12 protein-coding genes and 3 tRNA genes are annotated in these 17382 nt (G+C 40.0%); 1 reads left to right on the forward strand and 14 read right to left on the reverse strand.

Going from position 1 to position 17382, the window contains the following annotated elements; genetic code table 11:
• Positions 1-2 precede the first annotated feature (2 nt).
• The 7 genes from rplW to rpsL all read right to left on the reverse strand — a co-directional run bounded on the left by rplW (position 3) and on the right by rpsL (position 5246).
• Positions 3-308 carry a 50S ribosomal protein L23 gene (gene rplW / locus CP363_RS07390; RefSeq protein WP_005720338.1) on the reverse strand — a complete coding sequence of 102 codons (306 nt, stop codon included), beginning with the start codon at positions 306-308 and terminating at the stop codon, positions 3-5.
• Positions 308-925, reverse strand: a complete 618-nt coding sequence (gene rplD, locus CP363_RS07395) for a 50S ribosomal protein L4 (RefSeq protein WP_089142838.1) — start codon at positions 923-925, stop codon at positions 308-310. The genes rplW and rplD overlap by 1 nt, the downstream gene beginning before the upstream one ends.
• Before the next feature lie 14 nt (positions 926-939).
• Complete coding sequence (gene rplC, locus CP363_RS07400) at positions 940-1578, reverse strand: 50S ribosomal protein L3 (protein WP_003625776.1); 639 nt, start codon at positions 1576-1578, stop codon at positions 940-942.
• A 23-nt stretch (positions 1579-1601) separates the two neighbouring features.
• Positions 1602-1910, reverse strand: a complete 309-nt coding sequence (gene rpsJ, locus CP363_RS07405) for a 30S ribosomal protein S10 (protein ID WP_013641475.1) — start codon at positions 1908-1910, stop codon at positions 1602-1604.
• Positions 1911-2225: 315 nt separating this feature from the next.
• Positions 2226-4319 (reverse strand): elongation factor G, encoded by a 2094-nt coding sequence (gene fusA / locus CP363_RS07410; protein ID WP_089142837.1) that lies wholly within the window; start codon positions 4317-4319, stop codon positions 2226-2228.
• Positions 4320-4352: 33 nt separating this feature from the next.
• The gene (gene rpsG / locus CP363_RS07415) at positions 4353-4823 is read right to left on the reverse strand and encodes a 30S ribosomal protein S7 (protein ID WP_003549021.1); all 471 of its coding nucleotides are present in this window, start codon (positions 4821-4823) and stop codon (positions 4353-4355) included.
• A gap of 15 nt (positions 4824-4838) precedes the next feature.
• On the reverse strand, positions 4839-5246 hold the full coding sequence (gene rpsL / locus CP363_RS07420) for a 30S ribosomal protein S12 (RefSeq protein ID WP_025014719.1): 408 nt from the start codon (positions 5244-5246) through the stop codon (positions 4839-4841).
• A gap of 181 nt (positions 5247-5427) precedes the next feature.
• Here rpsL and CP363_RS07425 point away from each other — a divergent pair, with 181 nt between their 5' ends.
• Positions 5428-6111 (forward strand): A24 family peptidase, encoded by a 684-nt coding sequence (locus CP363_RS07425; protein ID WP_098036062.1) that lies wholly within the window; start codon positions 5428-5430, stop codon positions 6109-6111.
• A gap of 61 nt (positions 6112-6172) precedes the next feature.
• Here CP363_RS07425 and rpoC read toward each other — a convergent pair whose 3' ends face one another.
• The 7 genes from rpoC to CP363_RS07460 form a co-directional block, all read right to left on the reverse strand.
• Entirely contained in the window at positions 6173-9832 is a 3660-nt protein-coding gene (gene rpoC / locus CP363_RS07430; RefSeq protein ID WP_013085813.1) for a DNA-directed RNA polymerase subunit beta', read from the reverse strand.
• Between the two features lie 15 nt (positions 9833-9847).
• Positions 9848-13486, reverse strand: coding sequence for a DNA-directed RNA polymerase subunit beta (locus tag CP363_RS07435; RefSeq protein ID WP_005729342.1), 3639 nt, complete (start codon positions 13484-13486; stop codon positions 9848-9850).
• Positions 13487-13707: 221 nt separating this feature from the next.
• Positions 13708-16188, reverse strand: a complete 2481-nt coding sequence (locus tag CP363_RS07440) for an ATP-dependent Clp protease ATP-binding subunit (RefSeq protein ID WP_023488512.1) — start codon at positions 16186-16188, stop codon at positions 13708-13710.
• Between the two features lie 104 nt (positions 16189-16292).
• A complete protein-coding gene (locus CP363_RS07445) occupies positions 16293-16748 on the reverse strand; it encodes a GAF domain-containing protein (protein ID WP_023488511.1) in 456 nt (151 codons plus the stop codon).
• A 74-nt stretch (positions 16749-16822) separates the two neighbouring features.
• Positions 16823-16896: transfer RNA gene (locus CP363_RS07450), tRNA-Pro, on the reverse strand.
• Positions 16897-16932: 36 nt separating this feature from the next.
• Positions 16933-17007: transfer RNA gene (locus tag CP363_RS07455), tRNA-Gly, on the reverse strand.
• Positions 17008-17119: 112 nt separating this feature from the next.
• A tRNA-Gly gene (locus tag CP363_RS07460) sits at positions 17120-17191 on the reverse strand.
• Positions 17192-17382 lie beyond the last annotated feature (191 nt).

A 17382-nucleotide genomic window follows, 5' to 3' on the forward strand; every position in this document is an offset into this window, starting at 1 on the left:
TATTACTTGTTGTCTTCTGTGTTATCGTCTTGGAAAATCTTGATGTCGTTTGAATCGTTAGTTAAAGTAACGATAGCCTTTCTACGACGAGCGGTCTTACCAGTGTAACGACCTACTCGCTTGTCCTTGCCGCGAACGTTCATAATGTTTACGTTCTTAACTTTAACATCGAAGATTTCTTCAACAGCATTGCGAACTTGTGTCTTGGTTGCAGTTAAAAGCACGTCGAATGTGTACTTCTTATCATCCATTAAGTTCGTGGACTTTTCAGTAATGACAGGTCTTAAAATGATATCGCGTGCGTCCATTAAGCCAAAACCTCCTCGATCTTCTTAACAGCATCTTGATCTAAGATCAACTTGCCATAGTTAACAGCATCTTCAACGTTTAAGCCATTAACTGGAACAACCTTAACCTTAGTCAAGTTTCTTGCGGAAAGTTGTACATTGTTATCATCTGAAACAATTAAAACTTTACCGTCAGCATTTAAGCCGTTTAACATTGATACTAATTCCTTAGTCTTAGGAGCTGACATAGTCAACTTATCTAAAACAATTAAATCATTGTCAATCAACTTTTGGGAAAGAACTGACTTAATAGCCAAACGACGTTGCTTTCTTGGCATCGTGTATGCGTATGAACGAGGTGTTGGGCCAAATACTGTACCACCACCACGCCATTGTGGAGATCTGATAGAACCTTGACGAGCACGACCAGTACCCTTTTGTCTCCAAGGCTTCTTACCACCACCGCGAACGGCAGATCTGTTCTTAACCTTTGAGGTACCTTGACGCTTACCGGCTCTTTGTCTAATGATTGCTTCAAAAACGACACTTTCGTTAGGCTCAATACCAAAAACTTTATCGTTTAAAGTAACTTCACCAGAATCTTTACCGTTTTGATCCATAACTTTTAAATTAGCCATTCTAGTCCTCCTTCCTATTTATCAGCCTTAACAGCTTTAGAAGCAGTCTTAACAACGATTAATGAGTTCTTAGCACCTGGAACATTGCCCTTGATCATCAATACGTTCTTGTCTGCTACAACTTTTTCAATTACTAAGTTTTCAATGGTAACTTTCTTCATACCCATGTGACCTGGCAAACGCTTGCCCTTTGGTACACGGTTAATGATGGAACCCATTGAACCAGGAATTCTATGGTATCTTGAACCGTGGGTTTCTGGTCCTCTTGATTGGCCCCAACGCTTGATGTTACCTTGGTATCCATGACCTCTTGAAGTACCAGTAACGTTTACAACGTCACCTTCCTTAAATGTATCCACAGTAACTTCTGAGCCGACTTCATAGTCCTTAAGCTCAACACCGCGGATTTCCCGAATGAAGCGCTTAGGTGAAGTCTTTGCCTTATCAGCATGACCTTTTTCTGGTTTGTTGCTCAAAACTTCACGCTTGTCTTGGTAACCTAATTGAACAGCTTCGTAACCGTCTGATTCAACAGTCTTAACTTGCATAACAACGTTAGGAGTTGCTTCTACAACTGTTACAGGAACAAGGACACCATCTTTAGTAAAGATTTGAGTCATACCAACTTTTCTTCCTAAGATTCCTTTGGTCATGTTTACACCTCTTTCTATTTAAATTACAACTTAATTTCGATGTCTACGCCGCTTGGAAGATCAAGCTTCATTAATGAATCAACAGTCTTTGGTGTTGGATTCAAAATATCGATTAAACGCTTGTGAGTGCGCATTTCGAATTGTTCACGTGAGTCCTTGTTCATGTGTGGTGAACGAAGAACTGTGAATAAAGTTCTTTCTGTTGGAAGAGGAACTGGACCTGAAATTTCAGCACCAGTTCTCTTTGCAGTAGCTACGATCTTAGCAGCTGATTCATCGAGAATACCATGTTCGTAAGACTTAAGTCTAATACGAATTGTTTGACTTGCCATTAAATTACCTCCTTAACGTCTTCTTTAAAAGATGACTCGCTCGGCAAAAATTCCCCGCACGCCACTGTGGCAATGCAGCCTGGCGTGCCGCAACCTTTTGCGTCAACGCTTTACAACAATTTTCACACTTAAGGGCACACTGTCCCATAAGCACAAAGACTATTGTACTTTGTCCCTCCTTAAATATCAAGGGTTTACGACTTTTTTCTTAAATTTATTTACAAAAAAAGAGTTATCAAAATAAAAATGATAACTCTTTTTTATATGAAATTGTTTTCAATTAAGCTAACTGCATTAATCAGTTCTTAACGGAAGCTATTCAGCATCTCCGCCGCGCTTCTTAATGATGTCAGCTTGAATTGATTTAGGTGTTGGTGAGTAGTGATCAAATACCATAGTAAATGTACCACGACCCTGAGTTGATGAACGCAAAGTAGTTGCGTAACCAAACATTTCTGAAAGTGGAACAAATGAGTTGATGATCTTAGCACCTGCTCTGTCTTCCATACCTTCCATGGTACCACGACGAGCAGTGATTGAACCCATAACATCACCTAAGTATTCTTCTGGAGTAGTTACTTGAACCTTCATAATTGGTTCCAAGATAACTGCGCCAGCCTTTGAAGCAGCATTCTTCAAAGCAAGTGAAGCAGCAACCTTGAAGGCAGCTTCTGATGAGTCGACTTCGTGGTAACTACCATCGTAAAGCTTAGCCTTAACGTCGATCAATGGGTAACCTGCAAGAACACCATTCTTCATAGCTTCTTGTAAACCTTGGTCAACTGAAGGAATGAATTCACGAGGAACAACACCACCAACGATGGCATCTTCGAATTCGTAACCCTTACCTTCTTCGTTAGGAGTAAAGTCAATCCAAACGTCACCGTATTGACCTTTACCACCTGATTGACGAACAAACTTACCTTGTGCCTTAGCTTCCTTGGTGAAGGTTTCACGGTAAGCAACTTGTGGTTCACCAATCTTAGCATCAACGTTAAATTCACGTCTCATACGTTCAACCATGATGTCAAGGTGAAGTTCACCCATACCTGAAATCAAGGTTTGACCAGTTTCTGGGTTAGTTTCAGCACGGAAAGTTGGGTCTTCTTCAGTAAGCTTTTGCAAAGCAACGTCCATCTTATCACGGTCAGCCTTTGACTTAGGTTCAACTGATACTTGGATAACTGGATCTGGAACTTTCAAGCTTTCCAAAATAAGTGGGTGATCTGGGTCAGTTAATGAGTCACCAGTAGTGGTGTTCTTCAAACCGATGGCACCAGCGATATCACCTGAGAATACTTCTGGAATTTCAGTTCTTGAGTTGGCGTGCATTTGAAGCAAACGACCTACACGTTCACGACTGTTCTTTGAAGCGTTCAATACGTATGAACCTGATTCAAGAGAACCGGTGTAAACACGGATGAAAGTCAAACGACCTACGAATGGGTCAGTAGCGATCTTGAATGCAAGAGCTGCAAATGGCTTCTTATCGTCAGCCATAAGTTCAACTTCATCACCAGTCTTAGGATTGTGAGCAACGTAAGGCTTAACGTCAAGTGGTGATGGCAAGTAGTCAATAACACCGTCAAGCATCATTTGAACACCCTTGTTCTTGAAGGCTGAGCCAGCGTAAACTGGGAAGAACTTCAAGTCCAAAGTAGCTTTACGGATAGCTGCCTTTAATTCATCGTTAGAAATTTCTTCACCGCCAAGGAATTTTTCCATGATGCCGTCATCAACATCGGCTACGGCTTCAATTAAGTCGTTACGACGTGCTTCAGCTTCTTCCTTGTATTCGTCAGGAACTGGAACAGTATCCCACTTAGAACCAAGCTTATCTTCGTCGTAGATGTCGGCAACCATGTTGATTAAGTCGATAACACCTTCAAAAGTGTCAGCTGAACCAATTGGCATTTGAACAGCATGGGCATTAGCGTTTAAACGTTCGTGCAATGACTTAACTGACTTATCGAAGTCAGCACCGATCTTATCCATCTTGTTAACGAAAACAATACGAGGAACACCGTAAGTTTCAGCTTGACGCCATACGTTTTCAGTTTGTGGTTCAACACCAGCTTGGGCATCAAGAACAGTTACGGCACCATCAAGAACACGAAGTGAACGTTCAACTTCGATAGTGAAGTCAACGTGTCCTGGGGTATCAATGATGTTAATTCTGTAGTCCTTCCATTGTGCAGTAGTGGCTGCAGAAGTAATAGTGATACCACGTTCCTTTTCTTCATCCATCCAGTCCATTTGTGAATCACCTTCGTGAGTTTCACCAATTTTGTGGATCTTACCAGTGTAGTAAAGGATACGTTCAGTAGTAGTAGTCTTACCCGCATCGATGTGGGCCATAATACCAATGTTACGTGTCTTTGCTAATGGAAATTCACGCTTGTTAGCCATAAATTATTCTCTCCTTAAAATAAAACTAACGAATTAGAAGCGGTAGTGTGCAAATGCACGGTTAGCTTCAGCCATACGGTGAACGTCTTCACGCTTCTTAACTGCTGAACCAGTGTTGTTTGAAGCATCGATGATTTCGTTAGCTAAACGTTCATCCATAGTGTGTTCGTTACGTAAACGAGCGTATGAAACAAGCCATCTTAAACCTAAAGTAGTTCTTCTTTCAGGACGTACTTCAACTGGGATTTGGTAGTTTGAACCACCGATACGACGAGCTCTAACTTCCAAAACTGGCATAACGTTGTTCATAGCTTCTTCAAATACATCAAGTGGTTCCTTACCAGTCTTGTCTTGAACAATGTTGAAAGCATCGTAAAGGATTGAAGATGCCTTAGCTCTCTTACCATCAATCATCAAGTGGTTAATTAACTTGGTAACAAGCTTTGAGTTGTAAACTGGATCTGCTAAAACGTCTCTTTTAGTTACGTGACCTTTTCTAGGCATTATTTAACTCCTCCTTTAATCTTTCTTAGTACCGTACTTAGAACGGCCTTGCTTTCTGCCATCAACACCAGCAGTATCGAGGGCACCACGAATGATGTGGTAACGAACACCAGGAAGGTCCTTTACACGACCACCACGAATTAAAACAACTGAGTGTTCTTGCAAGTTGTGTCCTTCACCTGGAATGTAAGCAGTAACTTCGATCAAGTTTGAAAGACGAACACGAGCGTACTTACGTAAAGCTGAGTTAGGCTTCTTTGGAGTCATAGTACCCACACGAGTTGCAACACCACGCATTTGTGGAGCTGGGTTGAATACTGATTCCTTCTTCATACTGTTGTAGCTGTAATTCAAAGCAGGTGACTTTGACTTAGTAACCTTTGAATGACGGCCTTTTCTTACCAATTGATTAATGGTTGGCATTAATTTTTCCTCCTAAAATACTATTTCGTTCACACATCCGGGAGTTTCTTTTTTACTCACGAATAGACTGTTCAAAACATACAAAGACTATTGTACTCGGTTTTAAGCAGAAAGCAAACTTTTTCAAAATAAAAAAAGAAAAATCGGCTATTTTTGCGTAATAAATAGTGGAGGTGTTTTTTTGAAATACTTATTTATTTTTACTAACTTTATAATTGGAAGTTGCTTGGCTTCTCACGCAGCAGTAGTTTACGAGCACTGGAATGATAAAAATTTTATTTACTCACGTTCTCAGTGCAACAACTGTCACCTTGAATTATCAATTTTGGATGAAATTCCATTATTATCTTATCTTTTTCTTCAAGGAAAATGTCGTTATTGTTATCAACAAATTCCAGTTGAATTATTTTTATTTGAATTAATTGGCGGCTTTGCCTTTTGTTTACTCGATTTTAGTAAGACACAGGACATTATTACCGCTATTTTGCTTTTTTCGCTTTTAGTCGTTGCAATCTCTGATTATCAAAAGCAAGAATTTGATCTTCCCCTACTAATTCCAGCCATTAGCGTTGCGATTTTATTCAACCAATTTGCAGCTTTTACATTAATCGACTGGATCTCTTTTACATTATTGCTAGGAATTTTTAGCTATAGCATAATGCAAAGAAAAATGGGGCTAGGCGATTTATTAATTTACTTAATTATCGCTTGCTACTTCACCCCATCATTTGCCAATTTAGTTTTTCTATTTGCTTCAATCTTGGTAATTGCAATTTTTCTTATTGAAAAAACTCCTATTAACCATCGCTATCCATTTATTCCATATATTTTCCTAGGATTAGTACTAACCCAATTAATTTTTTAGACAAAAAATAAGCATTCCCGCTCTTAAAAGATTGGAAATGCTTATTTATTTTCAATAAAGCTTAGTCTTGCTTAGCTTTATCCTTTTCTTTCATTTGCTTTTCAATATCAGCAATTGAGTATACTGAATCTGGCTTCTTAACGTCAGCTTCAGGTTCCATGCTGCGGTATACAGGCATACCAGTACCAGCTGGAATAATTTTACCGATAATAACGTTTTCCTTAAGTCCAAGAAGTGGATCATTCTTACCTCTAATAGATGCATCAGTAAGAACACGTGTGGTTTCCTGGAATGAAGCAGCTGACAAGAAACTGTTAGTTTCCAAAGCAGCCTTAGTAATACCCAAGATAACGCTTTGAGCAGTTGCTGGAATACCACCAGAAATAATAACTTCCTTGTTGCGGTCTCTAAATTGACCAATATCCATAACTTCACCTGGCAAGATGTCAGTTTCACCTGGATCAAGGACACGAACCTTTTGCAGCATTTGACGAGTTAACACTTCAACGTGCTTGTCGGCAATGTCTACACCCTGCATTCTATAAGCCTTTTGAACTTCAGCTAAGATGTACTTTTCAGTAGTTAATGTATCAGTAACTTGAATCAATTCCTTAGGATCAACAGAACCAAGAGTTAACTTGTCACCACGATGAACGTAGTCACCTTCGCTAACAGCAACTGAAGCTGTATAAGGAACACTGTAGCTTCTAGTATCAATCTTACCCTTAACAGTAATTTCACGAGTATGTTCTGCTGGGTTTTCTTGAATTGAATCAATTACACCATCAACTTCAGAAATGGTTGCACGACCCTTAGGGTTACGTGCTTCAAACAATTCTTGCACACGAGGCAAACCTTGAGTGATATCTTCAGCACCGGCAACACCACCGTTGTGGAAAGTTCTCAAAGTAAGCTGAGTACCTGGTTCACCAATTGATTGAGCAGCAACAGTACCAACTGCTTCACCAACTTCAACTTCTTCACCAGTAGCAAGGTTCATACCGTAACACTTGCGACATACGCCGTGAGGAGTATCACAGGTAAGAATTGAACGAATCTTAACGTGAGTTACACCTGCATCACAAATCTTGTGTGCCATGTTTTCATCCATCATGACATCTCTGCCGACAATAGTTTCGCCAGTTTCAGGATCTTTAACAGTCTCAGCAGTGAAACGACCAACCAAACGGTCAAATAATGGTTCGATCATTTCGTCACCTTCCATGATGGCACTAACTGTAATACCACGATCAGTACCACAATCGTCATCACGAATAATAACGTCCTGAGCAACATCAACCAAACGACGAGTCAAGTAACCTGACTGAGCAGTCTTCAATGCAGTATCAGTCATACCCTTACGAGCACCGTGAGTGGACATGAACAATTCCAATACTGACAAACCTTCCTTAAAGTTTGAAGTAACAGGAATTTCGAACAAACCACCGTTAGGAGTGGCCATCAAACCACGCATACCGGCTAACTGAGTAAAGTTAGAAATGTTACCACGGGCACCTGAGTCTGCCATGATTGAAATTGGATTACGAGGTGCGTGAATTTGTGCAATTTCGTTTTGGATCTTGTCCTTACATGCATTCCAAATACTAATTACTCGGTCGTGACGTTCTTGTTCAGTAATCAAACCACGTCTAAATTGCTTAGAAACAACATCAACTTGTTTACGTGCCTTGGCTACCTTTTCATCCTTATCTTGGATTTCTGGAACGTCAGTCATACCAATAGTAATACCTGAAGTAGTTGAGCTAGTGTAGCCTAACTTCTTCAAATCATCCAAGTATTCTGAAGTTCTTTGAACCTTGTAATACTTGTAAATAGTAGCAATAGAATCTGACAAGAAGCTTCCCTTAAATGGACTAGCGATTAAATCATCGCCTACTTCATCGATCTTCTTATCAATCTCTTCGCCTTCACCTAAGAAGTACTTAGCATCCAACGGATTGTTCAAGTTCTCTTCAGTTGGTTCATTGATATAGAAGTAATCATCTGGGAACAATTGATTGAAGACAATCTTACCATAAGTGGTAATAAAGATGCCGTGTTCATGTCCCTTAGGCCATGGCTTTTTAGGCATAGCATCTGCAGACATACCAATAATGGTATGGTAGTGAATATCGCCATTTTCGTAAGCTACAGCAGCTTCTGCTGGTGAGCTGAAGATCATACCTTCACCTTCACGACCACGTTCGGCCTGAGTTAACCAGTAGTTACCCAAAACGATATCCTGCGATGGAGTAACAATTGGCTTACCATCCTTAGGAGCCAAAATGTGGTGAGCAGCCAACATTAACAATCTTGATTCAGCAACAGCTTCATCAGAAAGTGGTACGTGAATAGCCATCTGGTCACCATCGAAGTCGGCATTGTAGGCTTCACAAGCTAATGGGTGAAGTCTAATTGACTTACCTGGTACCAAGATTGGCTCAAAGGCTTGAATACTCAAACGGTGAAGAGTAGGTGCACGGTTTAAAAGAACTGGACGTTCCTTAATCACATCTTCAAGTACATCCCAGATATCGTCATCTTCACGGTCAATCTTACGCTTAGCATTCTTGATGTTTGATGCAATTCCACGTTTAACTAATTCATGCATTACAAATGGCTTGAACAATTCCAAAGCCATTGGACGTGGCACACCACATTGATAGAACTTCAATTTTGGTGAAACATCGATAACTGAACGACCAGAGTAGTCAACACGCTTACCAAGCAAGTTTTGACGGAAACGTCCTTGCTTACCCTTAAGCATATGTGAAAGTGACTTCAATGGACGGTTACCTGGTCCAACAACTGGACGACCACGACGACCGTTATCAATTAAAGCATCAACAGCTTCTTGAAGCATACGCTTTTCGTTTTGAACAATAATATTAGGTGCGTTCAAATCAAGCAATCTCTTCAAACGGTTGTTACGGTTGATTACACGTCTGTACAAATCGTTCAAATCTGAAGTTGCAAAACGGCCACCTTCAAGTTGAACCATTGGACGAAGATCTGGTGGAATTACTGGAACGGCATCCATTACCATCCATTCAGGCTTGTTACCTGAATTCTTGAAGGCATCCAAGATATCTAACCGTCTAATTGCACGCGTACGTTTTTGACCAGTGGCAGTTTGAAGTTCTTTCTTCAAATCCTTAACTTCTTTATCAAGGTCAACTTTCTTAAGCAAATCGCGAACAGCTTCAGCACCCATCTTAGCTTCAAAACGGTTACCGTACTTAGCTTTTTGTTCACGGTATTCAGCTTCAGTTAATAATTGCTTAGGTTCAAGGTCAGTATCACCTGGATCAATTACAATGTATGCAGCAAAGTAAATAACTTCTTCAAGTAATCTTGGAGAAATGTCCAAAACTAATCCCATTCTTGATGGGATACCCTTAAAGTACCAAATGTGAGTTACAGGTGCAGCCAATTCAATATGACCCATACGTTCTCTTCTTACCTTTGAAGAAGTAACTTCAACACCACAACGGTCACAAACGATACCACGGTATCTAACGCCCTTGTACTTACCACAAGCACATGACCAATCTTTTGTTGGTCCAAAAATTCTCTCATCAAATAAGCCATCTTTTTCAGGCTTTAAAGTACGGTAGTTGATGGTCTCTGGCTTTTTAACTTCACCATATGACCAGCTTCTGATCTTGTTAGGTGATGCAAGACCAATTTGCATACTTTCAAACTTATTTACGTCGATCAAAAGTTTAACCTCCTACTATTTAGAAACTTTATCGTCAGACTCATCTGCAGGAGCTACCGGCTTATCTGCATTTTCTTTACTGTCTTTATCTTCTGATTTTCCAGTTTCTTCGGCTAACTTCTTCTTTTCTTGCTCTTCTGCCATCCGTGACAAAGTATCGATGTTCAAGTGTTCACTTGAGTCTTCATCCATATCACGAAGTTCAATTTCATTATGGTTCATATCAAGAACACGGATATCCAAACCTAATGATTGAAGTTCCTTAACAAGAACACGGAATGATTCTGGAACACCTGGCTTAGGAATCTTTTCACCCTTAACAATAGCTTCATATGCCTTTACACGACCAACAACGTCATCTGACTTGTAAGTCAAAATCTCTTGCAATGTGTAAGCAGCACCATAAGCTTCAAGGGCCCAAACTTCCATTTCACCAAAACGCTGACCACCAAATTGTGCTTTACCACCAAGTGGTTGTTGAGTAACCAATGAGTAAGGCCCAATTGAACGTGCGTGGATCTTGTCGTCAACCATGTGGGTCAACTTCAAGTAGTGCATAACACCTACAGATACACGGTTGTGGAATGGTTCACCGGTACGACCATCATAAACAACGGTCTTACCATCTTTATCAACACCTGCTTGACGAACTGTGTCCCAAACGTCATTTTCGTCAGCACCATCAAATACTGGTGTTGCAACGTGAATGCCCAATTGACGAGCAGCTGCACCTAAGTGCAATTCAAGAAGCTGTCCGATGTTCATACGTGATGGAACACCCATTGGGTTTAAACAAATATCTACTGGAGTACCATCTGGTAAGTATGGCATGTCTTCTTCTGGAACAACTGCAGCAACAGTACCCTTGTTACCGTGACGACCAGACATCTTGTCCCCAACTTGAATCTTTCTCTTTTGAGCGATGTAAACACGAACCATTGTGTTAACACCTGGTGAAAGTTCATCGCCGGCTTCACGAGTATAAACCTTAACGTCTTGAACAATACCGCCACCACCGTGTGGTACACGAAGTGAAGTATCACGAACTTCACGAGCTTTTTCACCGAAAATAGCGTGAAGTAATCTTTCTTCAGCAGATAATTCAGTTACACCCTTAGGAGTTACCTTACCTACCAAAATGTCGCCATCGTGGACTTCTGCACCAACACGAACGATACCATCAGCATCAAGATCCTTCAAAGCATCCTCACCAATATTAGGAAGTTCTCTAGTAATTTCTTCTGGACCTAACTTAGTGTCACGAGCTTCTGATTCATAATCTTCAATACTGATTGAAGTATAAACATCATCCTTAACTAATCGTTCAGAAAGCATGATGGCATCTTCATAGTTGTACATATTCCAAGTCATGAAGGCAATCAATGGGTTTTGACCTAAAGCAAGTTCGCCATGATCCATAGTTGGACCGTTAGCAATTACATCACTCTTGTCAACCTGATCACCTAATTTAACATTAGGAGTTTGGTTGTATGACTTAGAGTTATTTGAACGACGGTACTTTTCAAGTGTGTATTTGTCCAAAGTACCATCTTCACGTCTAATACGGATTTCATTAGCATCAACGTATTCAACTACACCAGCAGCCTTAGCGATTAAAGCAGCACCTGAATCGTGTGCAGCACGGTATTCCATACCAGTACCAACAAGTGAACCATGCGGATTAATTAATGGTGCAGCCTGACGTTGCTGGTTTGCACCCATCAAAGCACGGTTAGAGTCATCGTTTTCAAGGAATGGAATACATGCTGAAGCGACAGAAACAACTTGCTTAGGAATAACGTCCATGTAGTCAATCTTATCTGGAGAAACTTCGACGTTATCTTCCTTTTGACGAGCCAAGATCAACTTCTCCTTAAATGAACCATCATCATTCAATGGAGTGTTGGCACCAGCGATAATGTAATTATCCTCTTCGTCAGCAGTCAAATAGTCGATCTTATCAGTAACCTTGTGGTCCTTCCAAGAAACACGACGGTATGGGGTTTCGATAAAACCATACTTATTAATAATCGCATATGAAGCAAGTGAGTTGATCAACCCAATGTTAGGACCTTCTGGAGTTTCGATAGGACACAAACGACCATAGTGAGTATAGTGAACGTCACGAACTTCATAACCAGCACGGTCACGGGTCAAACCACCAGGCCCTAAGGCTGACATACGACGTTTATGAGTCAATTCACCTAATGGGTTATGTTGATCCATAAACTGTGAAAGTTGTGATGAACCAAAGAATTCCTTAATACTTGCAACAATTGGACGAATGTTGATCAATTGTTGTGGAGTAACTGTTGAAGGATCTTGGATTGACATTCTTTCACGAACAACACGTTCCATACGTGCCAAACCAATTCTAAATTGGTTTTGAAGAAGTTCACCAACACGACGAATACGACGGTTACCCAAGTGGTCGATATCATCAGTAGTACCAATTTCATCTTGCAATGCAAAGAAGTAATTGATTGAAGCTAAAACATCAGCTGGAGTCAAATGCTTAACGTTATCAGCAATATGACCATTTGACATTAATTTAACTTCACGTTCAGGGTCTACCTTTGAGTAAACCTTAATTTCTTGAACTGTAATAGGATCTGGTAATACGCCTTCCTTTGAAGGTTGGTAAGTTACCATCTTAAAGTCATCACGATCAAGGTATGGAGCTAACTTATCCATTACTTCGTGGGTAACTACAGTACCCTTCTTAGCAACAATTTCCCCAGTATCTGGATCAGCTAAAGTTTCAGCTAAAGTTTGACCGTATAAACGGTTCTTAAGTGAAAGCTTCTTATTGATCTTGTAACGACCTACAGGTGCTAAATCGTAACGACGTGGATCAAAGAAACGGGCATACAAAAGTGAACGTGAAGAATCAGTAGTCTTTGGTTCACCTGGACGAAGTCTTTCATAGATATCTTTTAAGGCTTCAGCTACACGTGAGTCAGCTGGGTTCTTATGAACATCCTTGTCCAAAGTGAATTGCAAAGTATCACTTTGACCAAACATATCAATAATGTCACTGTCAGAGCCAATACCCATTGCTCTAATCAATACAGTAAGAGGCAATTTACGAGTACGGTCTACACGAACAAATGAAACGTTCTTTGCGTCGGTTTCATATTCAAGCCAAGCACCACGGTTAGGAATAACAGTAGTACCAAAGATTTGACGACCATTCTTGTCATAATCGCCAGTGTAATATACACCAGGTGATCTTACCAATTGTGAAACGATAACTCTTTCAGCACCGTTAACAATAAATGAACCTGATTCGGTCATTAATGGCAAATCACCAAAGAAAACATCTTGAGTCTTAATTTCACCAGTTTCTTGGTTAGTCAATTTCAAGGTAACGTGCATTGGTGCAGCATAAGTTGCATCATGGTTACGGGCTTCATCAACTGTATACTTTGGCTTTTGCAATTTATAGCCAACATATTCTAATGAAAGCTTACCTGAGAAATCGCTAATCGGCATAATGTCATCAAAGACTTCTTTAATGCCTTTATCAAGAAACCACTTATATGATTCGGTTTGAACATCAGTTAAGTTAGGTAACTTCAATACTTCCTTAATGCGGGAGAAGCTACGTCTAGTTCGATGTTTACCGTAGTTCACTACGTGTCCATTTAACAAGGAAAAACATCCTTTCTGTCTAAGAAAGCAAATATTACATTTCTGTTACAAATTCAAAAAACTGCAATTTTAGGCATAAAAAAGACAAAAACAACAATTGTCGTTTTTGTCCCTTATCATTTTGCTGGACAATAGATCAGCAAAATCCTGAATCTCAGTCTTTTTAAATCAGCAAAAATTATATTATATTTTCAGCATTTTGTCAAGGTATAGCACCAATATCACTTGACTTTTACAGTTTCTTTCTTCGGATTAACTACTTCAAATTTCAAATGTCCATGCTGACTACCAATTTTCAAAGTGTCGCCTGACTTAACTTCGCCTACAATCAGCATCTCGGCAATCTTGTCTTCAATATCATTTTGAATTGCTCTTCTCAATGGTCGAGCACCATTTTCTGGATCATAACCATCTTGTGCAATCTGATCCAGTGCTGCCCGTGATAGCTTCAATTCGATACCCTTCTTTTGCAAACGAACTACCAGCTTGTGCGTTAACAAAGTTACAATATTGCGCAGCTGCTTCTTATCTAGTTCATCGAAAATAATAGTTTCATCGATTCTGTTTAAAAATTCTGGGCGGAAGAATTGTTTGATTGCTTGTTCAACTTTAGCTGATCTCGCCTTGGCTGGATCTGCATTATCTGCATTGAAGCCGACCGCCTTATTATCAAAGAGCGAACGAGAACCTAAATTAGAAGTCATGATTATAATTGTATTTCTAAAGTCGACTTTTCTACCTTTGGAGTCAGTCAAAAATCCTTCATCTAAAACCTGCAAAAGCAAGTTAAAGACATCTGGATGAGCTTTTTCTACTTCGTCAAGCAAAATAACCGAGTACGGATGACGACGAACCTTTTCAGATAATTGACCGCCTTCTTCATAACCGACATAGCCTGGTGCCGAGCCAATTAATTTGCTTGAAGCAATTTGGTCCATATATTCAGACATATCTAGCCTAATCAAATTGTCTTCCGAGCCAAACATTGCTGCTGCAACTGATTTAGCCAATTCTGTCTTACCAACTCCAGTTGGTCCTAGGAAAAGGAATGATCCAATTGGACGTCGCTCATCCTTGATGCCACTTCTACTACGACGAATAGCACGGGCAACTGCAGAAACAGCTTTATCTTGTCCAATCACGCGTTGATGCAAGATCTTTTCCAAGTTAGCCAATTGCCGTGACTCATTACGCTTCATTTGAGTAACAGGGACGCCAGTCCAGTCGGAAACCACTTTAGCAATATCTTCTGGCTCAACCACAGCTTTAGCACTAACTTTGTCTTTCAACTTCTCTACCATTGCTTCACGTTGCATTTCTAAGTTGTTCTGCTCATCCTGCAATTGAGCAGCTTTAACAAAGTTTTGACTAGCGGCAGACATATTCTTTTGCGTAATCAGTTTCTTAATTTGCTCATTAACTTTTTCTAGCTCAGCATCATTGCTAATGTTATTACGAATCTTAACTGCGGCACTAGCTTCATCTACTAAGTCAATCGCCTTATCTGGCAAAAAGCGATCCGAAATATAGCGCGTTGACAAATCAACTGCATCCTTCAAGCTCTCATCAGAAATAGTCACATGATGGAACTTTTCATATTTCGACTTCAAGCCACGCATAATTGTCAAAGTATCATCTCTTGAAGGCTCACTTAAGCGCACTTGTTGAAAACGACGTGCCAAAGCTTGATCTTTTTCAATGTACTTTTGATATTCATTAAAAGTAGTTGCACCAATCATTTGAATATCGCCACGAGCAAGCGAAGGCTTCAAGATATTAGAAGCATCAATTGCACCTTCAGCACCACCAGCACCAATTAAAGTATGCATTTCATCAACAAAGAGAATGACATTGCCATCCTTGGTGACTTCGTTCAGGATTTTCTTCATTCTGTCTTCAAACTCACCACGATACTTAGTCCCAGCAACTAAACTACCTAAATTTAAGGCCATTACCCGTTTCTTAAGCATATCCTGTGGCACTTTTTTGTTGACAATCTCAGTTGCAATCGCTTCAGCAACAGCAGTCTTACCAACTCCTGGTTCACCAACTAAGACAGGATTATTCTTAGTCCGTCGAGACAAAATTTGAATCACACGCTTAATTTCTTGGTCACGGCCAATCACCGGATCAATCTCGCCATTACGCACACGTTGATTTAAATTAACTGCTACCTTATCTAAGTTAGGAGTAGTGCTCTTGCTCTTCTTTTGACCAGTCGTCGTGTTATCATCACCCAGCCAATTAGCTGAATCACCAAAGTCTTGGTCTTGACTCAAACTGTCTTCAACATCCTGCTGCAAGCGAGGAATATCAACATTCAAGTTTTTCAAAATCATTGCTGATAAAACCTGCTCACTTGCAGTAATTCCCAGCAAAACATGATTAGTGTTAACTTCCTTAACTCCATCGTCATTAGCTCGTCTTCTAGCATAATCCAAAGCTAAACTCAAACGTGGTGACATTTCCATGTAGCTTGCCTTAGGGGCAGAGCCATAACCGGTATAACGTTCAATTTCTTCACGTACTGCAGTTGGTGTTAATCCCCATGAACGCAAGATTTTTCCTGCTTCACCGTCAGTTTCAATTACTAGAGCCAATAAAACATGTTCTGTGCCAATCAAGCGATGATGAAAATTTTGTGCTTGTTCACGTGCAATTTTCAATACTTGATTAACGCTCTTACTATATGAATTTTCCATACAAACACCACCCTTTAAAATACGTTATGGTATTTTACTTTTCTTTTGTCAGTAAGTAAAACAATTTGACTTATCTTCAACTTCATTATGTCCAATTCTAATAATTACGCAAAAATTGCTTTCGCTATTTCAGTTAAATACTTTTTATCAATTTCGTCAAAATTAGCTAGCTTGGTCGAATCAAAATCAAAGACGCCCCAAAGTTTTCCCTGATTAAAAATTGGGACAACGATTTCCGAATTTGAAGCACTATCACAAGCAATGTGACCAGCAAATTCATGTACATCCTTAACAATCTGCGTTGTTTTTGCTTGTGCAGCCGTACCACAAACACCTTTTCCCATTTGAATATGAACACATGCTGGCATCCCCTGAAATGGACCTAATATCAGTTCACCATTTTCATAGCGATAAACACCCGCAAAATTTACATCGTTTAACGAATTAAACAAAAGAGCTGACAAATTGGCCGTATTAGCAATCCAATCATCTTCTCCCTCAATCAAAGCTCTAGCTTGCTCCACTAATAATTTGTATTTTTCTTCAGTAGTTGCCGTCATTTTTAATCTCCCTTTAAGTTTTAAAAGATATTATAACAAAAAGAAAAAAGCTACCCAAACGGATAGCTTGTATATCGGGAAAATCGGACTTGAACCGGCGACCTCTACGTCCCGAACGTAGCGCTCTACCAAACTGAGCTATTTCCCGTAAAAAAAGACTCACCACTTGGTGAGCCTTCTATCTTGGAGCGGAAGACGGGATTCGAACCCGCGACCCCCACCATGGCAAGGTGATGTTCTACCACTGAACTACTTCCGCAACAACAAATATAATTATAGCAAATGCATTTTTCATTGCAAGGTATTTTGCCCCAAAAAATAAATTTATTTTAGGCACAAAAAAAGCTCACTTCCGTGAGCTTCCATCTCGGAGCGGAAGACGGGATTCGAACCCGCGACCCCCACCATGGCAAGGTGATGTTCTACCACTGAACTACTTCCGCAACAACAAGTATAATTATAGCAGTTCTTTGATACATTGCAATACTTTTTTGTAAAAATTTCAAAAAGTTTTCTTACATCTAAAACTGCATATATGGAAAAATAAAAAGCTCATCCAAATATGAGCTTTTGTCTTGGAGCGGAAGACGGGATTCGAACCCGCGACCCCCACCATGGCAAGGTGATGTTCTAC

This window comes from Lactobacillus sp. UMNPBX12, assembly GCF_002553955.1.
Taxonomy (GTDB): Bacteria; Bacillota; Bacilli; order Lactobacillales; family Lactobacillaceae; genus Lactobacillus; species Lactobacillus crispatus.